The following is a 22,552-nucleotide window of genomic DNA, read 5'->3' on the forward strand; positions in this document are numbered from 1 at the left end:
GTCACCACATCCGTCCCGCAGCATAGTCGGCATAGGTGAGATCATAGCTCTCGCCATCGAAATCCTCGACCATTTCCTTAATGAAATCACCCGCAGTTGGCAGATCATCGCTGGCGGCGTCCCCGTCCCAAAGGCGTGATCGCATTACTGCCTTGGCGCATTGGAAATAAAGCTCGTTCACGGTGATCACGATCACCGATTTCGGGTGCTTGCCATTCTGCTCAAAGCTTTCCGTCACGCTTGGATCAGCCGAAAGCTTGGCCATGCCATTGACCCTGACCACATTATTTGAACCCGCGACCATGAACATCAAACTGATACGGCCATCGCGCACGATATTGCGCAAGGAATCGATCCGGTTATTGCCGCGCCAATCGGGCATCAGCAGTGTTTTGTTGTCGTGGATGCGTACCACTGGCCCGTCATCCCCGCGCGGACTTCCATCAGACCCCTCAGGGCCTACCGTGGTGACAACGCAAAACCGCGAGGTATTGATCCAGCGGTGATAAAGCGGGGTGATAACAGTGGCGACCTTCTTGAGGGAATTGGGCACGGGCTTGTCATAAATGGCCTCAAGGCTTGCGATATCTTCAATGAATTCCATCACCTGTCCTTTTTGAATCCGGCCTCGGCCATCAAGGCATCCGATGCTGTTTCTACCGTTTCTTCAAGCTTTGCCATGAAGGCGTCTGTCTCCAAGCCAGGTTCGATCGGATCAAGAAACTCGACCACCGCCAGACCAGGTTTGCGCAACAATCCGTGGCGTGGCCAGAAAACACCCACATTGGTGGCGGCGGGCACGCAGCTTTGGCCCGTTTTCGAATACAGGATTGCCGTGCCGATTTTATAGGGTTTGTCAGCGCCGGGGGCCACGCGAGTGCCTTGCGGATAGATGATCAATTGGCCCGGATCATCTGCCACGCGGTTCACCCCTTCCACCATCTGGACAACAGCCTTGGCGCGCTTGCCGCGATCAACCCGCACGCACCGCATGCGGCTGGAATACCACCCAAGCAGGGGTGCAAATCGCAACGAGGCTTTCATGATGAAGCGCGGGCGTTTCACGACCGAGACGATCATGATGATATCGAAAAAGCTCTGATGTTTTGAGGCGATCAGTACTTCGCCTTCGGGGATTGTACCGCGGATCTCGGATTTGAGGCCAACCATCCATGACGCCAGCCAGCGCACCCATTTGGAATAGGAGATACAGGCCGCAAAGGCCCCATTGGCATTGAAGATCGCCCAAGGCGCATAAGCAATCGCGAAAACCAGCATCGTGGCATACATCACGGCGATAAAGGCCAGAGAACGGAGTAGCTGGATCATTGCATCCCTCGCAAGGTTCTATCCGCCGCGGCACGGGTGGCGAAAAAGGCGACGATGGCCGCAAGGACGGGAACGGTCAGTGGCAGCAGCCATTGCCCGCCCGCGAACCCGAGCCCCGTTAGAAAGGCCCCTTCTTCGGCAGCGCTTGGCATCAGCGCCACGGCAATCATGCCAAAAACAGTGCCGACGGCCGCACCAATCAAAGCGCGCAAGGTGAAGCGGCGCACAAAAGCGCCTGCAATATAGCGATCCCTTGCGCCCACAAGGCGCAGAACGCGGATCACTTGTTCATTTGCTGCCAGACTGGAGCCCGCGGCCAAGGTGATCATGGCCGCTGTTGATGCCGTGATCAGTGCTAGCGAGACCCATCCAAGCAGGCGAAGCCGTGCGGCGGCCTCAACCAAGGGGCGGCGCCAGCGCGTGTGATCATCCAGCACCGCGCCTGGCGCTTCGGCGGCCAGCCTTTGGCGCAGGCCTTCGCCGTCATAGCCCTCAGCCGTCTCGATCACCTCGACCAAGCGTGGGATGGGCAGGCTTTCAACAGGTAGGTCAGGGCCGAACCAAGGTTCCAATAGATCGCGTTGTTCTTCATCGGTGAGGGCGCGGGCCGAATCCACACCGGGAGTTTGTTCCAAAACGGTCAGCACGGCCCATGTTTGCGCATCAATCTCAGCCGCTGGGGCCGAGATACGAATGGTCGAGGCCCGCGCTAGAGCATCCGACCAGCGATCGGCCAAGCGACCCGCGGCCAAAGACATCGCCAGTGCAAACACCGCGAGAAAAGCCATTGCGGCGGCTGTGAAAATGGTCAGCCGTGCGGAATAGCCAGTGGGCGGCACGACACGGTCCGAGCTTTTGTCACTGCTGAGCAGGCCAGTGGCTTGGGACAGGATGCTCATAAATCCGCCCCCGCCAATTGCAGCCGCCCATTGGAAATGCGCAGAACCCTTGCACCGACCTGTTTCTTAGCCGCCCTGATCAATTGCAGATCATGGGTGGCCACAAGAATGGTTTTGCCAAGCTTGTTCAACTCGACCAGCAGATGCAGGAGCCGCATCGACATTTCCCAATCCACATTGCCTGTCGGCTCATCCGCGATGATGAAGTCGGGGTCGGTGATGACTGCGCGGGCTAGGGCGGCGCGTTGGCGCTCACCACCCGATAATTCGGGCGGCAAGGCATGCGCGCGGCTGCCCAAACCAACCCAATTAATAAGCTCATTCAGGCTGTTTCCATCCTGCAAATGGGCACGGCCTGATACGGCAAGGGGCAGCAAGATGTTCTCGGACAGGGGCAAATGATCCAGAAATTGGCAATCCTGATGCACAACCCCAATGCGTTGACGTGCACCCGCGATATCATCGCGGCTCATCTGTTTTGCATCTTGGCCAAACAAGGTGACGGAGCCCGCGATCGGCAATAACTCGGCATAGCAGAGTTTCAGCAAGGTGGTTTTGCCCGCGCCTGACGGTCCGGTCAGAAAATGAAAAGACCCTTTCGCAAGGCGCAGACTGAGCCCTGATAAAAGGGGGTCGGCACCATATCCGTAGGCTGCTTCTTCCAGCTCGATCAACTTGTGGCCTCGCATGTCAATTTGGCGTCAGTGATGCAACAGGCGCGCTCGGGTTGCAATCGCGCTACGCAAATGCTTGGAAACATTAGCGCAGGTTGTTAAGAATTACGCGACTAGAGGTTTAGAGGCAGTGCTGTCACGTCAGGTGGCGGGTTGCAGAAACGGGGGCCTATGCGGCTTACTTGTCCCAATTGCGGAGCAAGATACGAAGTCGATGACGCGTTGATCCCGTCTGAAGGACGGGATGTTCAGTGCTCGACATGTTCAACCACGTGGTTTCAACCCGCGCGGGTTGTAGCAGATGCGCCTGAAACTTCCGACGCGCCTCAGGAAGCCGAGGCCGCTGAAGAGGTTGTTCCACAACGCGTTCCGCGCCGCGAAGTTGACCCCGCCGTGCGTGATCTCCTGCGCCAAGAAGCTGATCGTGAGGAACGTCTGCGCCGCGAGGAAGCCGCCGCGGTTGTGGAAACGCAAGAAGAAATGCCGCTCGATCCTGTGCAAAGCACAACCCAGAGCCTGCGCCGCGAATTGTCTGAAAACGCCGAGGATATCTATGGCGAAGAGGATGATGACGGTTTGGCCAATTCGGGCTTTGAGGGCAGTGCGCGCCCGCGACGTGAGCTGTTCCCAGATATCGAAGAAATCAATTCGACCCTAAGCTCGACCAATGCGCGCGCAGGCGAGGATATCTCGGCCGCTGATTTTCAGGCAGAAGAGATGTTCCCATCGCGCAGGCGCGGGGGGCGGCTTGGCTTTGGTCTTGTGGTTCTGATCGCAGCCGCTGCGGTGCTGACCTATATTTTTGCAGCTGATCTGTCTGAGTTGGTGCCCGCCCTTGCTCCAAGCCTGAGCGTCTTTGTCGAGCAGGTGGATAATTTGCGCATCTGGCTGGATGACACCGTGCAGACATTGGTTGCATCCGCCACATCCTAAGGGGCGCTGCCTCTAGAAACGGTCCAGCAGGCGTCTGAGATATTCAAGTTCGACATCTGGCCGCTCTTGTTCGGCAGATCTCCGCCGCAATTCATCCATCAAGTCGCGTGCACGGCGGAAGGCTTCTTCGCGGCGCTCGAAATCTTCCTCGGTCCCGAGTGAGCCCGCATTGCCTGCCGCGCGCCCGAGCGGGTCCTGCATCGGCTGGCTGGGGGCCATATCGCCTTGGGCCTGACCTTGGCCGGGCTCTTCGCCTGATTGATCCTGCGCCAAGGCCTCGCCCAATTGCCCCATCCCTTCGCGAAGGGCTTCCATCGCCTCGGATTGATTGTCGAGCGCATCGGCCAGATCACCGCGTTCAAGGGCCTCGGCTGCCTCATCCATGGCGCGGCCTGCTTGGTCCAGCATGTCTTGCGCCTCGCGACCTTCCTCGCTGTTGGTGCCGGGAAGGTTTTGGGCCTGTTCTTGCAATTGACGCCGAAGATCGCGCTGACGCTCGGCAAGGCTGCGGCCATCATTCTCGCCGCCTGCACCCTCGCCCTGATTGTCACCATCCAGCGGGCTTGGCTGGCTGCCTTGGCCCTGCCCATTTTGGCCTTGCTGCGGCTCTCCCTGTTGGCCTTGGCCCTGTGGTTGGCCCCCTTGCTGACCGGGTTGTTGCCCTTGCTGCTGGCCCTGTTGGCTTTGCTGGCCCTGCTGTCCGGGGCGGCCCGGATTGAATTGGTCCTGTAGGTCCTGAAAGCTTTCATCCGACAGGCCCTGCTGCCCGCGCAGGGTGTCTTGCAAGCCTTCCATCGCTTCTTGCCCCGGAGATTGCGGGCCTTCGCCGCCTTCGCCTTGGGTGATCTGCATATTCTCCATCATCTGGCGCAGGGCATCGAGCATTTCCTGCGCCTCGGCCATGCGGCCCTGCTGCATCAATTCCTCAATCCGGCGGAGCATTTCGTCGATGTCATTCATCGACATCTCCATGGTCTCGCCGCTCTGGTCGCGCTCATCGGTGTCTTGGGGCTCGGCATTCTGCGCCAATTGGCGCATGTAATCATCCATCGCCTCGCGCAGCTCATCCATCAATTGAGCGATTTCTTCGTCGCTTGCCCCTTGGCGCATGGCCTCGGACAGGCGGTCTTGGGCGCGGCGCAAACGCTCCAGAGCATCGGAAAGGTCGCCTTCCTCCAGCTCGATCGCCGCATTCCACAGCAGTTCAGCCACCTCATCGCGCAGCGTTCCCGAAATGCTATCGACCCCGCTTTCAAGGCGTCTGATCGCGGAGCGGACCATCAAATAGGCCCCTTCATCATCAAAAGCACCCTCGGGCCGATGCGTAACTGCACGCAGGATTTGCGCTGTCCGCCCTGCATTTTCGCGCGACCAAAGCAGGTCACGGCGCTGCTCGATCAGGGCATTGGCAACAGGGTCAAAAAAGCGCCGCCCCGGCAGGCGGGCGATTGCTTCGCTGCTTTGCCCCATTTGGCCCGCATCATCGGTTGCGCTGAGCGTTATGGTGACCGGCAGATTGGCAAAAGGATGCTCGGACAGGTCTTCAACAAGGATTTCGGTGAATTCGGCACGTGATCCGTTGAAAGGCAGAGGCAGATCAAGAACCAGCGCCTCGCGCGGTTCGGGATCAATCGCCAGACCATGACGGCGATCGGCGTTCGCAGGGTCCAGCGCGATCTCGACGCGCGCGGTTGCGATGCCGAAATCATCCGTGGCGGTAAAGGTCAGCCCCATTTGTCCCGGCGGGATGCCTTCCAACTCACCCACCATAACAATCGCGGGCGGTTGATCCGCGAGGATGGAGATTTGCCACGCGCGCCCATTCGGCCCGTCGATGGCGATCTCGCCTGATTGATCAAGGGTGAAGTCTTGCGATGGCGCATCGGGCGCGGCATCGCTTGTGGCGTCTGACACGCTTTGGCGCAGGCTCAGGCTGCCGACTTCGCCATAAAGCCTGATCGATACGCGCGAGCCCAAGGGCGCCTCGAAACTCTCGCGGGTGATGTCATTGAGATAGAGCGAGGGCAGGCCCGTATAGAGCGGCGGCTCGATCCAACCCTCCCAAGACGGCCCGCTTGCCACCGCTTGGCCAGGGGTGACGAGCATATCATCCATATCCTGCACGCGGCCTGCCACACCGAATAAAAGGGCCATGGCAAAGGCTGTGGCCGCGACAAAGCGCAACCCATAAGGGTCACGATCCGAAATTTTCAGATCGGGCGCAGGCGCACGTGCCTCGCGGACCTTTTCGGCCATGCGCGCCAGATGCGCCTCCCAGACCGAGCGCGTGGCAGGATCGTCGCCGCCGATTGCGGGCGCATCGATCAGGGCCGTAATGGGCCGCCCCGCCATTGTGCGATCAAGCCTGTCCAGTGCCTCGGCATGGGTTGGCATTTGGAATTGGGAGAGGCCCCGCCAGATTGACCAGACCAGCCCGCCTGCCAAAAGCGCCAAACCTGCCCATAGCAGTTCAAGCGGCAACGCCTCGGGCGCGCCAAAGGCAAAAGCGGCGAAGGCCACAAAAAGAATCGACCAGACAGGCCAAAAGCCCCGCGTCACGCGCTCGGCAAAAAGGCCGAAACGGGTCAGGCGGAGGGGCCAGATCAGACGCGAAAGCGCCCTGTGGGTGGGGTCTCGATCGATCATCGAGCCTTTCGGTCAATGCGCCATGCGCGGTCCAAGGGCGTTATAGCCACTTAGGAATGATATCTCGATTGATGATTTCGTCAAAGGTTGGTCTTGGGCGGATGACTGCAAATTGATCGCCCTGCACCATAACCTCGGGGATAAGAGGGCGCGTGTTATACTCGCTCGACATCACCGCGCCGTAAGCCCCAGCCGAACGGAAGGCCACAAGATCACCCGAAGCAAGCGGCGCCATATTGCGTTGCTTGGCAAAGGTATCGCCGCTTTCACAGACAGGGCCGACAATATCATAGGGCAGTTGTTCGCTGCCCGCAGCCGCCTCAACCACCGGAACGATATCATGCCATGCATTATACATTGCAGGGCGGATCAGATCATTCATTGCGGCATCAAGGATCAGGAAATCGCGGTTCTCGCCGTTTTTCACATAGATCACCTGAGAGACAAGAAGCCCCGCATTCCCCGAAATCAAACGCCCGGGCTCGATCTCCACCTCGACATCCAAATCCCCCACACAGCGCTTGATCAGCGCGCCGTATTCTGTGGGCAGGGGCGGGGCCGAATTGGAGCGCTCATAAGGAATGCCAAGCCCGCCACCCAGATCGAGGCGGCGGATCGTATGGCCATCCTCCCGCAATTGGCGGGTCAGCTCGGCGACCTTGTTATAGGCCAGCTCAAAAGGCTCCAGCTCGGTCAATTGACTGCCGATATGCACATCAATCCCGATCACCTCGAGACCGGGCAGGCTGGCGGCAAAGGCATAGACATCGCGGGCGCGCGAAATTGGGATACCGAATTTATCGTCGTATTTCCCTGTCGAGATTTTCTCATGGGTCTTGGCATCGACATCAGGATTGACCCGTACTGTGATCGGCGCGCGCATACCCATGGAGGCCGCAACCTCGGAAAGCACCACCATCTCGGGCTCGGATTCGACATTGAACTGGCGAATACCCCCCTCAAGGGCCATGCGCATTTCCTCGCGGGTTTTGCCCACGCCCGAAAACACAATCCGCTCACCCGGAACACCAGCGGAGCGGGCGCGCGCATATTCGCCGCCCGATACCACATCCATTCCAGCGCCAAGCTTGGCCAGATGCGCAATAACCGCTTGGTTGGAATTGGATTTCATCGCGAAACATACAAGGTTCTCGATCCCCTCAAGGGCGTCTTTGAACAAGGTGTAGTGCCGCGTCAGGGTGGCGGTGGAATAGACATAGAACGGCGTACCAACCTCAGCCGCGATATCGGGCAAAGCCACGTCCTCGGCATGGAGGATACCGTTTTTGTAAAGGAAATGATCCATCTCGACCGTCCTGAAAATTGCGCAAGGGGCAGGTAGCACCCTTCGCGGGCTTTTCAAAGGGCGCTCGGCGAAGTCGCGCGTGCCTGTGATGTGTTAGGCGGCTTCGCGGCTCCGCAAGAAGAGATAGAGCGGCAAGCCGCAGCTGACACCGATGCAATAGGTTGCGGGGATCGCCAGAAGAGAGAGCCAATCGCGCCGCGAGATCGCCTCGACAATCACCCAGATGGTCAGAGTAAAGGCGGCAATCGTCAAATCCCAAACCAGACCCGATGTTGCGTCATTGGCATGCCATGCATCAACCATCGCCATGATCGACCAGCTGTTTTCATTGAACCAGCTGACGAAATAATACATCGGCCAGATCGAGCCTGCGATGGCTAGCGCCAGATAGAGCATGCGAATGGGTGTCATAAAAACCTCCGGAGTTTGTTGATAGCCCACGTAGCGCGGCCCGAAGCCAAGGCCAGATCGCGCAATATCTGTAAAGCGCCGCGACGTTATGCGACAAGATATGTTCGCGTAACAATTGACCCACCACGGCTCGCCGCGCTACCCCTCTCGTAACGGTTCTCTGCTGTTCAGCGGAGAATGCTAAATACCTGCCGAAGAGGACATGCCGAATGGCCGAGATTGAACGCGAATCCATGGAATATGACGTTGTTATCGTTGGTGCGGGCCCTGCTGGCCTGTCAGCGGCGATCCGTCTCAAGCAGCTTGATGCCGAGCTGAATGTCGTTGTTCTGGAAAAGGGTTCGGAAGTGGGCGCGCATATCCTCTCGGGCGCGGTGCTGGACCCATCGGGGCTGGATGCGTTGATGCCTGACTGGAAGGAAAAAGGCGCACCGATCAATGTGCCTGTCCGTGATGACCGCTTCTATATGTTGGGTGAGGGAGGTGGCATCCGCATCCCCAATGCCGCGATGCCCCCTTTGATGAGCAATCACGGAAATTACATCGTCTCAATGGGCAATGTCTGCCGCTGGATGGCCGAACAGGCCGAGGAGCTTGGGGTCGAAATTTTTCCAGGCATGGCCTGTTCCGAACTGGTCTATGGCGAAGACGGCTCGGTCAAAGGCGTTGTTGCGGGTGAGTTTGGCCTCAACCCCGATGGCACCCCGTCTGACGCCTATGAACCCGGGATGGAGTTGCATGGTAAATACGTCTTCCTTGGTGAAGGCGTGCGTGGCTCGCTCAGCAAGGAAGTGATGGCGAAATTCGACCTTTCTGAAGGCAAGGAGCCGCAGAAATTCGGCCTTGGCATGAAAGAGATTTGGGAGATCGACCCAGAAAAGCATCGCGAAGGTCTTGTGATGCATACGATGGGTTGGCCGCTGAATTCCAATGCGGGTGGCGGCAGCTTCATTTATCACCTTGATAACAATCAGGTCTATGTCGGTTTCGTGGTTCACCTGAACTATGAGAACCCGCATCTCTACCCTTATATGGAATTCCAGCGCTTCAAGCATCATCCGATGGTGGCCGAGCTGCTCAAAGGCGGCAAACGCGTGGCTTATGGTGCGCGCGCGATCTCGGAGGGCGGGTTCCAATCCATGCCCAAGGCGGTTGCACCGGGTGTGGCGCTTTTGGGCTGTAGCGTCGGGCTGGTCAACGTGCCGCGCATCAAGGGCAACCATAACGCGATGCTTTCGGGCAAGGCGGCGGCGGAAGCGGCGTTTGACGCGATCAAAGCGGGCCGTTCGGGGGATGAGTTGGCGATCTATGATACCGAGCTGCAAGACGGACCGATCGGCAAGGATTTGAAAGCGGTGCGCAATGTCAAACCGCTCTGGTCGAAATACGGGCTGCTTGGCGGTTTGAGCTTCGGGGGCCTTGATATGTGGGCGGCGACCCTTCTCAAGTTCAATCCTTTCGGCACCATGCGTCACGGGAAAACCGATGCGGCGGCAACGGGCAAAGCCAGTAAATTCAAGCCGATTGATTACCCGAAACCCGATGGTGTTTTGTCATTTGATCGTCTGACCAATGTCAGCTTTTCAATGACTAACCACGAGGAAAGCCAGCCTGCGCATCTGAAACTGAAAGATACAGCCGTGCCGATTTCGGTGAATTTGCCAGAATATGCAGAACCTGCGCAGCGCTATTGCCCTGCAGGCGTCTATGAGGTGGTGACTGAAGATGGCAAGGATCCGCGCTTTGTGATCAATTTCCAGAACTGCGTGCATTGCAAAACCTGTGACATCAAAGATCCCTCGCAAAACATCAACTGGTGTGTGCCACAGGGCGGTGACGGGCCGAATTATCCGAATATGTGACCTATTATGTCGGTAAGTTGACCTACGCGGGCCGCCCTGTGGCGTGCCCGCGCATTGTCTTATCAAGGCTTGGTCCTTACTGTTTGGATATAGTCTATGGAGAGCCCTATGCGTCGCTCGATTTCGGTATTTGCGCTTGTTGCGGTTTTAACCCTGCCTTTGGCCCCAGCGGCCTTCGCACAGAATAGTTCCGCAGGTGCCTATCTGGCTGCGCGCCAAGCCGTGCTTGAGGGGGATCACCAAGCCGCGGCCAGCTTCTTTGACGATGTTATCGGCTCCGACGCCCTTGATCCGCAGCTTGTGGGCAATGCGATTCTGGCCAATGCCGCCATGGGCCAATGGGAGCGCGCCCTCGAGATCGCGCGCGACGTCACCGATGCCAGTTCCATTCCCGATCTGGTCAATCTTGTGGTGCAGGTCGATCGCATCCGTCGAGGTGATATGTCGGAGGCCCTTTTGGCCGCCGAGGAACAGCGCGGTGCGGGGCCTTTGGTTGATGAGTTGAGCACAGGCTGGCTGCATCTGGCCGAGGGCAATATGTCCCGCGCGACGGATGCTTTCCTTGAGCTGGCAACCGAGGAGGGGTTTGCAGGCTTGGCTTGGTATCACCTTGCCTTGGCGCGGGCCTCGGTGGGTGATTTCGAAGGGGCGAATGCGATCCTCTCGGGTGAGGAATTTGGCCCGATCCAAGCCACCTCACGCGGTATTCAGGCCCATGCGCAGACCTTGGTTCAATTGGACCGCGCGGTTGATGCTTTGGAATTGCTCGATGCCAGCCTGAGCGTTGTCTCAGACCCCGTTCTGAGCGCGTTGCGCGATGAAATCCTTGAAGACCCGACCCGCAGCTATGATTTTATCGTGACGCCCCAACAGGGCATCGCCGAGGTGTTTTACAGCCTTGCAATCGGGCTTGGTTCGGAAACGGGCACGGCCTTGCCGCTGGTCTATACCCGTGCGGGTTTCGCGATTGACCCTGAGCATATCGACTCGGTCCTGCTTTCGGCGGAGTTATTGACCCAAGATGGCCAATATGAACTGGCGATTGAAACATTCAGCGCCATCCCTTTGGATCACCCCCGCCATGTCGAGGCGGAACTTGGTCGCGGCTCAGCCCTTTTTGAATTGGGGCGTGAGGATACCGCCGCCGAGGTCCTGACAGCCTTGGCGCGCGCCTATCCGACGCTCTCGACCGTGCAATCCAGCCTTGCCGATACGCTGCGCCGCATGGAGCGGTTTGAAGGGGCCGAGGCTGCCTATACGGCCGCGATTGAGCAGATCAATGTGGAGGACCCGCGCTATTGGGTCTTGTTCTATGCCCGCGGAATTTGCCGCGAGAGGCTGGACCTCTGGGATCAAGCCGAGGCTGATTTCCGCTATGCATTGGAGTTGAATGCCGACCAGCCGCAAGTGCTGAATTATCTGGGCTATTCTCTGGTTGAGCAGCGCCGCAATCTTGATGAGGCCCTCGGCATGATCGAACGCGCCGTCGCGGCGGAGCCGCGCTCGGGCTACATCGTGGATTCACTGGGTTGGGTGCTCTATCGGCTTGGCCGCTATGAAGAAGCCGTTGCCCCGATGGAACGTGCGGTTGAGCTTCTGCCCAATGACTCGATCGTTAATGACCATCTGGGGGATGTCTATTGGAAAGTCGGGCGCTTTCGCGAAGCGCGCTTCCAATGGGAACGCGCCCTTTCTTTTGAGCCGACCGAAGAAGAGGCCGAACGCGTCAGGTTGAAGCTCGAGATTGGCCTCGACCGAGTTCTCGAACAGGAATCCGACACGCAGTGACGATCACGCGCCTTGCCCCTGCCAAGCTGAACCTCGCGCTGCATGTCACGGATCGGCGCGCGAACGGATATCATGATCTCGATTCCTTGGTGGTGTTTGCCGATTTTGGTGACCAGCTTGCCTTTGAAGGCGCGGATGGACTGACATTGCAGGTTGATGGCCCCTTGGCTGATGGCGTGCCGATGGATGACCGCAACCTTGTGCTCCGCGCGGCGGCCCTGTTTGGCGCTGCGAAAGGGGCGGCTATTTCGCTGACGAAACACCTGCCACATGCAGCGGGTATCGGGGGCGGGTCCTCGGATGCCGCGGCCGCTCTGACGGGTTTGGCCGAGCTATGGGGTAGCGAGCTTCCGCATGATGAAGCCATTCTGGCGCTTGGTGCCGATCTGCCCGTCTGTATGGCGGCCAGACCTGCCCGCATGCGCGGCATTGGCGAGGACTTGGCTGAGGTGCCGCGCCTGCCACAGATGTCGGTCGTTATGGTCAACCCTGGGGTGAGCGTTCCGACAGGCCAAGTCTTCGGCGCGTTATCCGAGCTGCAAAATCCGCCAATGAGCCCCCCCGTTTGGCAGGATTTCGGCAGTTTCATTCATTGGCTCGCGCAGCAACGCAATGATCTGGAAGCGCCCGCGCGTGGTATCGCCCCTGAAATCTCGGATGTGATTGATGCGCTGGAAGCAGAGCCCGATTGCGCCTTGGCGCGGATGAGCGGCTCGGGCGCGACCTGTTTCGGAGTGTTCGAGCAGGCTTCCTCTGCCGCGCAGGCAGCGGCGCGGCTTTCAGCAGATCATCCGAATTGGTGGGTGCAGGCAGCGGGTTTGCTAGAGGCCTGATTGCGGATTAATTGATCCGCTCGACCACGTAATCAGCCAGATCACTGAGCATGTCGCGCAAAGGATGATCGGGCATTTCCGCCATCGCGGATTTGGCGATATCAGCATAGCGCAAGGCCTCGGCCCGTGTTTCCTCAAGCGTGCCATGGCGCTGCAAAAGGGTGCGGGCATGCTCCAGATCGCCATCGCGCTGATCGCCTTTGCCGATGGTGCGCGCCCAGAAATCACGCTCCTGCGCATCGGCTTTGGCAATGGCGCGGATCACGGGGAGGGTCAGCTTCCGTTCACGGAAATCATCGCCGGTATTCTTGCCGATATCATCGCCAGTGCCGCCCCAATCCAGCAGGTCATCCACCATCTGGAAGGACACGCCAAGCGCATCGCCATAACGGGCAAGCGCTCTTACCTCGCCCTCGGGGCGACCTGCGATCACACCGCCCACTTCGGTGGCGGCTTCAAACAGCGCCGCTGTCTTGCCGCGCACGACCTGAAGATATGTGTCTTCGGTGGTCTCGATATCCATCGCGGCGCTCATTTGCAGCACCTCGCCCTCGGCGATCACCGCAGATGCATTTGACAGAATATCCAAAACGGTGAGCGAGCCCGTCTCGACCATCAACTGGAAGGACCGCGCGAACAGATAATCCCCGACCAGAACGCTGGATTTATTATCCCAAAGCAGATTGGCCGTGGGCCGCCCACGGCGCTGCGCGCTTTCATCGACCACATCATCATGGAGAAGCGTGGCGGTGTGAATGAACTCGACTGTTGCGGCAAGCTTGAGATGCGCGTCCCCCTCATAGCCACAGAGCCGCGCGGCGGCCAAGGTCATCATCGGGCGGATGCGCTTGCCACCCGCCTCGACCAGATGCGCGGTCACCTCGGGGATACGGGGGGCATGTTTCGAGGCCATCCGCTCGCGGATCAGGCGGTTCACGGCATCGAGATCTTCGGCCAGATAATCGCGGAGGCGTTCATGCGGCTTGGCAACAATGTGATCCAGGCTCATGCCCATTCCTTCTTGGCTATCTCGACAAGCGCGAGCACTGCACCTACATCCTGTATTATGCAAGAAATCCTACGCAGCAATGACCCGACGATCATCGCCTTCGCTTCGGCGCTCCTAACGGGTGAGGGTATAGAGATTTTCGAATTGGACGTCCATATGAGCGCGCTGGAAGGTTCGGTTGGCATATTGCCGCGCCGGATCATGGTGCGCCGTGAGGATGCGTTTCAGGCCCGCGCCGTGTTGCGCGATAACGAGCTTCCGGTTTCGGAGTGAGCGGTTTTGACGAAGATGCGCTGACGCGGGATGAGTTCCTTGGGGGACGGCTGCAAATCTGGCAACCCAAGCGCGGCTACCGCGCGGCAACTGACCCCGTCTTTCTGGCGGCCGCCTGCCCCGCAAAACAGGGCGAGCGGGTTCTTGAATTGGGCTGCGGTGCGGGTGTCGCAAGTCTGTGCCTGCATTCACGTGTTGCGGGTCTGGATTTTGTCGGGGTCGAACGGCAAGCCGCCTATGCCGATCTTGCACGGCGCAACGCCCAAGCGGCCAATGCCGGTTTTAAGGTGGTTGAGGCGGATTTGACCGCCCTGCCTTCTGACCTGCGCCAGCAAAGCTTTGATCACGTCATCGCTAACCCGCCCTATTACCGCGCGGGTGGCGGCACGAAAGCGGGGGATGTGGGGCGTGAGCAAGCGCTTCGCGAGGACACACCGCTGGCCGATTGGATTGCGACGGGAAAGGCACGGCTCAAATCGGGCGGATGGCTCACGCTGATCCATCAAGCCGACCGTTTGCCCGAACTTTTGACGCTGCTACAGGATGGTTTTGGTGCGATAAGCGCCTTGCCACTGACGCCGCGTGACGGGCGGGAGGCGACACGGATTATTCTTCGTGCGCGCAAATCAGCCAAGGCCCCTTTTGCGCTTCTGGCCCCTTTGGTTGTCCATAAAGGCGCTCAGCATATCGCGGATGGTGATGATTATTCCGATGCTGCCAAAGGCATCCTTCGGGATGGGGCAGCGCTCAATTAATTCGCAAATGGGGACGTCCATTTACCTTTCTTAAGAAGAAAGTGACGAATTTATCGAATGAACAGATGACAAAAAAGGAAAGCTGTGGTCCCCTTGTTACACGACCGTCATATTTGAGAGGAGGATTTACATGTCTATTGGTGCCCATCTTCAGGAACTCAAGAAGAAGCATGATACCCTTTCCAAACGAGTTGAAGACGCGCAACGAAGTCCCGGCATTGATGATTTGAAAATCAGAGAGCTTAAAAAACAAAAGCTTCGCCTAAAGGAAGAGATCAGCCGCTTCGCGAATTGATCCACCTTAAAGACGAAACCCCCGGCCCAAGACCGGGGGTTTTTTAGTTTCATACGGGTCGCTCAGCCGCTCAGACGAAGAATTGACCGCCATTGGCCGAGATCGTGGAGCCGTTGATAAAGCCCGAATCCTCGGAGGCCAGAAACGCCACGCAGCGCGCGATTTCTTCTGGTTCCCCGAGACGACCGGCAGGGATCATGCCGATAATGGAGTCGCGTACTTTTTCGGGCACGGCCATCACCATCTCGGTCGCGATATAGCCTGGGCAGATCGCATTGGCCGTGATGTTGAACCGTGCGCCTTCTTGGGCCAGCGATTTCACAATGCCCAAATCGCCAGCCTTGGTTGCCGCGTAGTTTACCTGCGCAAACTGGCCCTTTTGTCCATTGATTGACGAAATCACGATGACGCGCCCGAATTTCCGTTCCCGCATGCCGGGCCAGATCGGATGGACCGTGTTGAACACGCCTGTGAGGTTGGTATCCACGACCTCGTTCCATTGATCAGGCGTCATCTTGTGGAAAGGCGCATCGCGCGTGATGCCTGCATTGGCAACGACCACGTCAATCGGGCCCAGATCAGCCTCGACTTGCGCGATGCCAGCGGCACTCGCCTCATAATCGGCGACATTCCATTTATAGGTTTTAATGCCGGTGTTCTTGGTGAACTCGGCGGCTTTTTCGTCATTTCCCGCATAAGTGGCGGCAACGTCATAGCCTTCTGCCTTCAGGGCTTTGGAAATGGCCTCCCCAATGCCACGGCTTCCTCCCGTGACCAGTGCAACTTTTGCCATTTTCTCCTCCTAACTGGCTTTATCTATAATCTTATTACCGTTGTGGCGGTTATTGAGCAATATTGTTTCGACTAAGTTTTTGACGATTTTGAATAAAAAAGGGCGCTTAAAAGCGCCCTTGATTGACCTAAAGCGTACATGTCAGGGCCGTTCCAGACACATGGCAACACCCATGCCGCCCCCGATGCAAAGGGTCGCGAGGCCTTTCTTGGCGTCGCGTCGTTTCATCTCGAACAACAAGGTGTTCAAGACGCGGCAGCCAGAGGCGCCAATCGGGTGGCCAATGGCGATTGCGCCGCCATTTACATTCACGATCGAAGGATCCCAGCCCATGTCCTTATTGACCGCACAGGCCTGCGCGGCGAAGGCTTCATTGGCTTCCACGAGGTCAAGATCACCCGCGGCCCAACCCGCCTTATCCAGCGCCTTGCGCGATGCATAGATCGGACCGACGCCCATGATCGACGGGTCGAGACCTGCCGTGGCGTAGGACGCGATCCGCGCAAGTGGCTCAAGCCCGCGCTTTTCGGCCTCATCCGCGCTCATCAACAGGACAGCGGCGGCACCGTCATTGAGGCCCGAGGCATTGGCGGCTGTCACGGTGCCGTCCTTGGTGAAGGCAGGGCGCAGTTTGGCCATGGCATCCATGGTCGCGCCATGGCGGATATATTCATCCGCATCGACGGTGATATCGCCCTTGCGGTTGGCGATGGTGACGGGTGTGATCTCATCCGCGAATTTGCCAGCCTTTTGCGCGGCCTCGGCCTTGTTCTGCGAGGCGACGGCGAATTCATCCTGCATATCGCGGCTGATCTGCCATTGCTCGGCAACATTCTCGGCGGTCTGGCCCATATGGTAGCCATTGAAGGCATCCCAAAGGCCATCGCGGATCATGGTGTCGATATATTTCATATCACCCATTTTCTGGCCCTGACGAAGCGGGGCGGCATGGGGGCTCATCGACATGTTTTCCTGACCGCCTGCGGCCACGATAGATGCATCCCCCAGCATGATATGCTGCGCACCAAGTGCGACTGCGCGCAGGCCTGAGCCGCAGACCTGATTGATGCTCCAAGCGGCGGCTTCTTGCGGAAGGCCTGCATTGATATGGGCTTGGCGTGCGGGGTTCTGGCCTTGAGCTGCGGTAAGAACCTGCCCCAAGATCGTCTCTGATACATCCGCCTTGTCGATGCCTGCGCGCTCGACAATCGCCTCGAGCACGACGCGGCCCAATTCATGGGCGGGTGTATTGGCGTAGGAGCCCAGAAAACTGCCAACGGCGGTTCTTGCGGCTGAAACGATAACAATATTGGTCATTGTGAAGGTCCTTTCCAGAAAAGGCATTGCCTATGGTCGGCGAGCTGACGGCATCGCCTTTGTTGATAATTGATAGAGACGACTCTGAATCAAAACAACAGCGTATCTGGAGGAAAAGCCCCTTCTATCGTTATAGTCAGGCAGGCATCTAAGCCGATCTTTTCTGTTTTTGCTGCGTCGCTTTCCAAGGGGGCGCAAGCGATGGCACCCCAAAGAAATAGCCTTGCAGGCAATCGACACCTGCATTGACCAGCCATTGCGCTTCGGCCTGTGTTTCAACGGCTTCGGACACGGCGAGCATGTCAAAATGCCGCGCGATCGAAAGCAAGGCTTCGGTCAGAACCTGATTATCCGCATCAACATGAACATTGCGGGTGAACTGCCCGTCGATTTTCAGAATATCGAAGCTGAAATCCTTGAGATAGCGAAACGCGGTATAGCCTGCGCCGAAATCATCCAAAGCGAAGGTGATGCCCTTGCTTTGGAGATCGGCCATGAAGGCCACGACGATCTCGGGCATCAACATCGCGCTCGACTCGGTGATCTCAAGGATCAGGCGTTCGACCACATCGGGATGGGCGCGCAGGAACTTCCCGAGGATGTTCTTCCATTTCGGATAACCGATGGAACGGGCCGACATATTGATCGCCAAGCGTAGATCGGGGTTGGCCCTAAGCGTGCGAAGCCCAAGCGTCAGGGCCGCGCAATCAAGCTGCCGCCCGAGATCACTTTCCTCAACAGCGCCCATGAAATCCCGCGCAGGAATAACACGCCCGCTTTCATCAAAGACGCGGATCAACCCCTCATAATAGGCGGTTGTCTGCCCGCCCGTGGCAGATTGCACAATCGGCTGAAAAGCAAGGCCCACATCCTTCCGCGCCAATGCCATGCGGACCATGTCAGGCGCAGTTTGCCGCTGTGTTTCCATGGCAGCTTCAAACGGCCTAGCAAGATCAGGATCGGCGGCGGCATTCTTGATGGTCTGCATAGGTCACCCCAGAAAATGAACTTGTCCATTTGTCCGCAGCGGAGTTAAGACTGAATGAAGATTCACATTTTGTTCTAATTTTAGGAAGGCCATGACGATGCTGGAATATGACGGTCGCTGCACCTGGCCTGGAACTGATCCGATTTATGTCGCCTATCACGACACGGAATGGGGCGTTCCCGAATATGACAGCCGCGCCCTTTGGGAGAAGCTGATCCTTGATGGGTTTCAGGCAGGGCTAAGCTGGATCACCATCCTCAAAAAGCGCGATAATTTCCGCGCGGCTTTCGAAGGGTTCAACCCTGAGGTGATTGCCAATTGGGGCGAGGCCGAGGTTGCCCGCCTTGTGCAGGATGAGGGGATCATCCGTCATCGTGGCAAGATCGAAGCCACGATCAAGAATGCGCAGGCATGGTGCGAGATCGAGGCGAAGGAAGGCTTTGACCAGTTCCTATGGCGCCATGTGGATGGCGTGCCGCTTCAGAATAAATTCAAAACCACAGCCGAAGTGCCGCCTTCAACCCCGCTTTCTGAGCGGGTGTCGAAGGACCTTAAAAAGGCCGGGTTTGGGTTTTGCGGGCCGACGATTGTCTATGCTTTCATGGAGGCGACAGGGCTGGTCAATGACCACCTGACCACATGCCCCGCGCATGCACGGGTCGCGGCAATGGCACGGCGTTAACCCTCCGCCAGCAGCGCGTTGAACAAGGCGATCGCTTCTGGGCCTGACCAATGCGCATCGCCGCGCAGCCGCGCGATCTCTTGGCCCTCGGGGTTCAGGATCACGGTGATGGGCAGGCCGAACACACCCATTTCGCGCGCGATCTGTTGGTTGAGGTCACGATACATCGGCAATTCGGTGATATCCTCTTCCTCAAAGAAGCGGCGGATGGCCTGTGGCGGGTTGCGCCCCGTGGCTAAGGTCACGACCGAGAATGTCTCGCTGCCCAAAGCCTGTTGCAATTCATTGAGCGAGGGCATTTCCTCGCGGCAGGGCGCGCACCAAGTGGCCCAGAAATTCAGCACCACATATTGGCCCGCGTAATCGGCAAGGCTGTGCTCGACATCATCCATGTCAACGAACGGCGTCGCAGAGGCCGCTACAGGTTCAGGATGGACCACAAGCCCGCGCATATCGCCCTCAAGGGGAATATTTCCCAGTTCTTGGGCCAGCGCAGTATTTGCACCCAAGGTCAGGGCAATGTAGAGCATCGCAACACGCAGGCTATGGCTCATTTGGTATTTCCTCCAACAGGTGCAGGACATGACGGACAAAACTTCGAACGCAATGTGGGGCGGACGCTTCGCTGACGGGCCGGATGCAATCATGGAGGCAATTAATGCGTCCATCGGTTTCGACAAGCGGCTGGCTGGCCAGGATATCGAAGGCTCCCGTGCCCATGCGGCGATGTTAGCTGCCCAAGGCATCATTACCGATAAGGATGCCGAGGCGATTAGGGAAGGCCTTCTCACGGTCTTGTCAGAGATCGAGGCGGGAAATTTCGAATTCTCTACCGCTCTGGAAGACATTCACATGAATGTAGAGGCGCGGTTGAAAGAAATCGTGGGCGAGCCTGCGGGGCGCTTGCACACTGCACGCAGCCGCAATGATCAGGTCGCGACCGATTTCCGCCTTTGGGTCAGGGACCAGACCGATGCCGCGATCTCAGCGCTTGAGGCTTTGATGAAGGCCCTGCTTGGTCAGGCCGAGGCTGGTGCTGGTTGGGTCATGCCGGGGTTCACGCATTTGCAGACAGCGCAGCCCGTGACATGGGGCCATCATATGATGGCCTATGTCGAGATGTTCGCGCGCGATCGCTCCCGCTTTGCAGATGCGCGCAAACGCATGAACGAATCTCCCCTTGGTGCGGCGGCCTTGGCTGGCACATCTTTCCCGATTGATCGGCATATGACAGCGGCCGCTTTGGGGTTTGACCGCCCCTGCGCCAATTCCCTTGATGCCGTATCGGACCGTGATTTCGCCTTGGAATACCTTGCAGCCGCCACCATCTGCGCGATGCATCTGTCGCGCTTTGCCGAGGAATTGGTGATCTGGTCTTCCGCGCAATTCCGCTTTGTGAACCTGTCTGACCGTTTCTCGACGGGCTCCTCGATCATGCCGCAAAAGAAAAACCCCGATGCGGCGGAATTGATCCGCGCCAAGATCGGGCGGATCATGGGTGCAAATGTGGGTCTTTTGACCGTGATGAAGGGCCTGCCCTTGGCCTATTCCAAGGATATGCAGGAAGACAAGGAACAGGTCTTTGATGCCGCTGATAACCTGATGCTGGCCTTGGCCGCGATGGAAGGCATGGTGCGCGATATGACGGCCAATGGCCCCGCGCTTGAAGCCGCCGCCGCGTCGGGCTTTTCAACCGCCACCGATCTGGCCGATTGGCTGGTGCGCGAACTTGGCCTGCCCTTCCGTGATGCACATCACGTGACAGGGGCCTTGGTCAAACTGGCCGAGGATCAGGGCTGTGACCTGCCTGACCTAACGCTGGAGCAGATGACATCGGTTCATGACGGGATCACCAAGGCTGTGTATGATGTTTTGGGGGTCCATAATTCGGTCGCCTCGCGGATGTCATATGGCGGCACCGCGCCCGCCCAAGTGCATGTTCAAATCGCCCGTTGGAAGGAAGAATTGAAATGATCCGAGTTATCGTGGCGCTTTCCTTTGGCCTGTTGCTGGCCGCTTGCGGGGCCGATGGCGACCCGATCACGCCAGTCTCTAGCGCGGATCATAGCCCATCCACCCCAATGATGGTGGAAACGGGCCTTATCCGCCTAGGCTGATTTACCTTCGCTTAGGCCGATAACCCCCGTTGAATCTACGTGATGATGGCCCTAACGTCATGGGCTACACATAGAACCACAATTGCCCATTTAGCCGAGTTCTCCATGGAAAAAATACCGATGACGCCCAAGGGCTACCAAATCCTTGATGCGGAGCTGAAAAATCTGAAATCGGTCGAACGGCCCGCGATCATCAGAGCGATTGCCGAAGCGCGCGAGCATGGCGATTTGTCGGAAAACGCGGAATACCACTCGGCCCGTGAAAAGCAGTCTTTCATTGAGGGCCGCGTCAAAGAGCTTGAGGGGACGCTGAGCCTTGCGCAGGTCATCGACCCGAAAACGCTCTCGGGTGCGATCAAGTTCGGGGCAACGGTTGTGCTTGTCGATGAGGACACCGATGAGGAAAAAACCTATCAGATCGTAGGCGAGCCCGAAGCTGATCTAGAGAACGGCCTGTTGAATATGAAATCGCCCCTTGCCCGCGCTTTGATCGGCAAGGAAGAAGGCGACAGTATCGAGGTAAAAACACCCGGTGGAAGCCGCGACTACGAAGTCGTTAAAGTGTCGTATATCTAATGCCTGATCCAAGCCTGCCCCCGCGATTCATATCCGCGAGTGAGCCCAAAACGCCGGGCGTGGCAGAGCTTGGCATCCACCCCACCCCAAAGAGCCGCAGTGGCATTTCAAGCGGCGAGATTATCGCGCTTGTTTTGACGCTCGCGTGGTTGGTTGCGATCGGGTTTTTGTTCTTTGGCCCCTCGGAAATGGCAGGTGGTGATCAAAACACCTTGAACGCGGTGATCACTTTGGTCGCCGTCATCATGCCCATTGCTTTGATCTGGGTTGTGGCCTCTGCCGCGCGTTCGGCTCGGGTCATGCGCGAAGAGGTGATGCATATCCAAAGCTCGATTGATGGCTTGCGGGCCAGCCATTTCGAGAGGCATCAGCATGACGAGGCAGACCTCCGCCCTGCCGTGGTAAAAAAGCTCGAAGAGATTGCCGAGGCGCAACGAAGGACGCAATCACAGCTTGCGGTCTTCACCTCGCTGCGAAACGTCAAATCCCCCGAAGAGCGCGCCGCCGTCGTTGTTCCCGAGCCGGACAGCGACAATCCGCAAACCAGCTTGGGCTTGGGAACGCGGGCCGAGGACTTGAAGGAACCGATCTCGGTTGCTGATTTCATCAAGGCGCTGGATTTCCCTGAAAACGAACATGACAAGGAAGGCTTCCGCACCCTCCGCCGTGCGTTGGAAGACCCCGCGACACGGCTCCTTGTGCGCGCAAGCCAAGATGTGCTCACCCTGCTTAGCCAAGATGGCATCTATGTTGATGACCTCAATCCTGATCGTGCCCGCCCCGAGATTTGGCGCCAGTTCGCCGCGGGTGAACGCGGGCGCAGTGTGGCAGCCCTTGGCGGTGTGCGAGACCGTTCATCGCTTGCGCTTTCAGCAGGGCGCATGAAGCAGGACCTGGTGTTCAAGGATGCGGTGCATCACTTCTTGCGCCAATTCGACAAGACCTTCGTGGAGTTCGAAAAAAACGCTTCGGATGAAGAAATCGTGCGGCTGACCGATACGCGCACGGCCCGCGCCTTCATGTTGCTTGGTCGTGTGACAGGCGCATTCGATTAACGCCACGCGTT

Annotated in this window: 24 protein-coding genes; 12 read left to right on the top strand and 12 right to left on the bottom strand. The window is 58.1% G+C overall.

Annotated features, from left to right (window positions below):
* Nucleotide 1 precedes the first annotated feature (1 nt).
* From ACTYEO_RS12440 to ACTYEO_RS12455, 4 genes are read right to left on the bottom strand one after another with little or no spacing between them, the layout of a single operon-like run.
* On the bottom strand, nt 2-604 hold the full coding sequence (locus tag ACTYEO_RS12440; RefSeq protein ID WP_449324069.1) for a pyridoxamine 5'-phosphate oxidase family protein: 603 nt from the start codon (nt 602-604) through the stop codon (nt 2-4).
* Entirely contained in the window at nt 604-1,329 is a 726-nt protein-coding gene (locus ACTYEO_RS12445) for a lysophospholipid acyltransferase family protein (RefSeq protein WP_449324070.1), read from the bottom strand. The genes ACTYEO_RS12440 and ACTYEO_RS12445 overlap by 1 nt, the downstream gene beginning before the upstream one ends.
* Nucleotides 1,326-2,228 (bottom strand): cell division protein FtsX, encoded by a 903-nt coding sequence (locus tag ACTYEO_RS12450; protein WP_449324071.1) that lies wholly within the window; start codon nt 2,226-2,228, stop codon nt 1,326-1,328. The genes ACTYEO_RS12445 and ACTYEO_RS12450 overlap by 4 nt, the downstream gene beginning before the upstream one ends.
* On the bottom strand, nt 2,225-2,902 hold the full coding sequence (locus tag ACTYEO_RS12455) for a cell division ATP-binding protein FtsE (RefSeq protein WP_449324150.1): 678 nt from the start codon (nt 2,900-2,902) through the stop codon (nt 2,225-2,227). Before ACTYEO_RS12455 ends, ACTYEO_RS12450 begins: the two co-directional genes overlap by 4 nt.
* 171 nt (nt 2,903-3,073) lie before the next feature.
* Between ACTYEO_RS12455 and ACTYEO_RS12460 the strand changes: the two genes are divergently transcribed.
* On the top strand, nt 3,074-3,835 hold the full coding sequence (locus ACTYEO_RS12460; RefSeq protein ID WP_449324072.1) for a zinc-ribbon domain-containing protein: 762 nt from the start codon (nt 3,074-3,076) through the stop codon (nt 3,833-3,835).
* A 12-nt stretch (nt 3,836-3,847) separates the two neighbouring features.
* Here the strand turns inward: ACTYEO_RS12460 and ACTYEO_RS12465 are convergent, their stop codons facing one another.
* From ACTYEO_RS12465 to ACTYEO_RS12475, 3 genes are all read right to left on the bottom strand, one after another.
* Complete coding sequence (locus tag ACTYEO_RS12465) at nt 3,848-6,481, bottom strand: TIGR02302 family protein (protein ID WP_449324073.1); 2,634 nt, start codon at nt 6,479-6,481, stop codon at nt 3,848-3,850.
* 40 nt (nt 6,482-6,521) lie between these two features.
* Entirely contained in the window at nt 6,522-7,787 is a 1,266-nt protein-coding gene (lysA, locus tag ACTYEO_RS12470; RefSeq protein ID WP_449324074.1) for a diaminopimelate decarboxylase, read from the bottom strand.
* 93 nt (nt 7,788-7,880) lie between these two features.
* Complete coding sequence (locus tag ACTYEO_RS12475; protein WP_449324075.1) at nt 7,881-8,198, bottom strand: DUF2834 domain-containing protein; 318 nt, start codon at nt 8,196-8,198, stop codon at nt 7,881-7,883.
* 209 nt (nt 8,199-8,407) lie between these two features.
* Here ACTYEO_RS12475 and ACTYEO_RS12480 point away from each other — a divergent pair, with 209 nt between their 5' ends.
* The 3 genes from ACTYEO_RS12480 to ACTYEO_RS12490 all read left to right on the top strand — a co-directional run bounded on the left by ACTYEO_RS12480 (nt 8,408) and on the right by ACTYEO_RS12490 (nt 12,681).
* The gene (locus ACTYEO_RS12480; RefSeq protein WP_449324076.1) at nt 8,408-10,060 is read left to right on the top strand and encodes an electron transfer flavoprotein-ubiquinone oxidoreductase; all 1,653 of its coding nucleotides are present in this window, start codon (nt 8,408-8,410) and stop codon (nt 10,058-10,060) included.
* A 108-nt stretch (nt 10,061-10,168) separates the two neighbouring features.
* Nucleotides 10,169-11,848: a tetratricopeptide repeat protein gene (locus tag ACTYEO_RS12485; protein WP_449324077.1), complete on the top strand. Its 1,680-nt coding sequence runs from the start codon at nt 10,169-10,171 to the stop codon at nt 11,846-11,848.
* Complete coding sequence (locus ACTYEO_RS12490) at nt 11,845-12,681, top strand: 4-(cytidine 5'-diphospho)-2-C-methyl-D-erythritol kinase (RefSeq protein ID WP_449324078.1); 837 nt, start codon at nt 11,845-11,847, stop codon at nt 12,679-12,681. The genes ACTYEO_RS12485 and ACTYEO_RS12490 overlap by 4 nt, the downstream gene beginning before the upstream one ends.
* Before the next feature lie 7 nt (nt 12,682-12,688).
* On the opposite strand, the gene ACTYEO_RS12495 is transcribed toward ACTYEO_RS12490, so the two are convergent.
* Complete coding sequence (locus tag ACTYEO_RS12495; RefSeq protein WP_449324079.1) at nt 12,689-13,690, bottom strand: polyprenyl synthetase family protein; 1,002 nt, start codon at nt 13,688-13,690, stop codon at nt 12,689-12,691.
* A 57-nt stretch (nt 13,691-13,747) separates the two neighbouring features.
* Here ACTYEO_RS12495 and ACTYEO_RS12500 point away from each other — a divergent pair, with 57 nt between their 5' ends.
* The 3 genes from ACTYEO_RS12500 (at nt 13,748) to ACTYEO_RS12510 (ending at nt 15,013) form a co-directional block, all read left to right on the top strand.
* On the top strand, nt 13,748-13,963 hold the full coding sequence (locus ACTYEO_RS12500; RefSeq protein ID WP_449324080.1) for a putative signal transducing protein: 216 nt from the start codon (nt 13,748-13,750) through the stop codon (nt 13,961-13,963).
* The gene (locus tag ACTYEO_RS12505) at nt 13,960-14,718 is read left to right on the top strand and encodes a tRNA1(Val) (adenine(37)-N6)-methyltransferase (protein ID WP_449324081.1); all 759 of its coding nucleotides are present in this window, start codon (nt 13,960-13,962) and stop codon (nt 14,716-14,718) included. Before ACTYEO_RS12500 ends, ACTYEO_RS12505 begins: the two co-directional genes overlap by 4 nt.
* Nucleotides 14,719-14,848: 130 nt before the next feature.
* Entirely contained in the window at nt 14,849-15,013 is a 165-nt protein-coding gene (locus ACTYEO_RS12510; RefSeq protein ID WP_449324082.1) for a YdcH family protein, read from the top strand.
* Between the two features lie 70 nt (nt 15,014-15,083).
* Here ACTYEO_RS12510 and phbB read toward each other — a convergent pair whose 3' ends face one another.
* The 3 genes from phbB to ACTYEO_RS12525 all read right to left on the bottom strand — a co-directional run bounded on the left by phbB (nt 15,084) and on the right by ACTYEO_RS12525 (nt 18,111).
* Complete coding sequence (phbB, locus tag ACTYEO_RS12515) at nt 15,084-15,806, bottom strand: acetoacetyl-CoA reductase (protein ID WP_449324083.1); 723 nt, start codon at nt 15,804-15,806, stop codon at nt 15,084-15,086.
* 141 nt (nt 15,807-15,947) lie between these two features.
* Nucleotides 15,948-17,123 carry an acetyl-CoA C-acetyltransferase gene (locus tag ACTYEO_RS12520; protein WP_449324084.1) on the bottom strand — a complete coding sequence of 392 codons (1,176 nt, stop codon included), beginning with the start codon at nt 17,121-17,123 and terminating at the stop codon, nt 15,948-15,950.
* Nucleotides 17,124-17,271: 148 nt separating this feature from the next.
* Nucleotides 17,272-18,111 (bottom strand): EAL domain-containing protein, encoded by an 840-nt coding sequence (locus ACTYEO_RS12525; RefSeq protein WP_449324085.1) that lies wholly within the window; start codon nt 18,109-18,111, stop codon nt 17,272-17,274.
* Between the two features lie 91 nt (nt 18,112-18,202).
* On the opposite strand from ACTYEO_RS12525, the gene ACTYEO_RS12530 reads away from it, so the two are divergent.
* Nucleotides 18,203-18,793, top strand: a complete 591-nt coding sequence (locus tag ACTYEO_RS12530; RefSeq protein ID WP_449324086.1) for a DNA-3-methyladenine glycosylase I — start codon at nt 18,203-18,205, stop codon at nt 18,791-18,793.
* On the opposite strand, the gene ACTYEO_RS12535 is transcribed toward ACTYEO_RS12530, so the two are convergent.
* A complete protein-coding gene (locus ACTYEO_RS12535) occupies nt 18,790-19,347 on the bottom strand; it encodes a TlpA family protein disulfide reductase (protein ID WP_449324087.1) in 558 nt (185 codons plus the stop codon). The genes ACTYEO_RS12530 and ACTYEO_RS12535 overlap by 4 nt on opposite strands.
* Before the next feature lie 28 nt (nt 19,348-19,375).
* Here ACTYEO_RS12535 and argH point away from each other — a divergent pair, with 28 nt between their 5' ends.
* The 4 genes from argH (at nt 19,376) to ACTYEO_RS12555 (ending at nt 22,541) form a co-directional block, all read left to right on the top strand.
* Nucleotides 19,376-20,767, top strand: a complete 1,392-nt coding sequence (gene argH / locus ACTYEO_RS12540; RefSeq protein WP_449324088.1) for an argininosuccinate lyase — start codon at nt 19,376-19,378, stop codon at nt 20,765-20,767.
* Nucleotides 20,764-20,910: a hypothetical protein gene (locus ACTYEO_RS12545; RefSeq protein ID WP_449324089.1), complete on the top strand. Its 147-nt coding sequence runs from the start codon at nt 20,764-20,766 to the stop codon at nt 20,908-20,910. Before argH ends, ACTYEO_RS12545 begins: the two co-directional genes overlap by 4 nt.
* Before the next feature lie 105 nt (nt 20,911-21,015).
* On the top strand, nt 21,016-21,486 hold the full coding sequence (greA, locus tag ACTYEO_RS12550) for a transcription elongation factor GreA (RefSeq protein WP_449324090.1): 471 nt from the start codon (nt 21,016-21,018) through the stop codon (nt 21,484-21,486).
* A 59-nt stretch (nt 21,487-21,545) separates the two neighbouring features.
* A complete protein-coding gene (locus tag ACTYEO_RS12555; RefSeq protein WP_449324091.1) occupies nt 21,546-22,541 on the top strand; it encodes a hypothetical protein in 996 nt (331 codons plus the stop codon).
* Nucleotides 22,542-22,552: the final 11 nt, after the last annotated feature.

This window comes from Rhodophyticola sp. SM2404 (genome assembly GCF_053570515.1).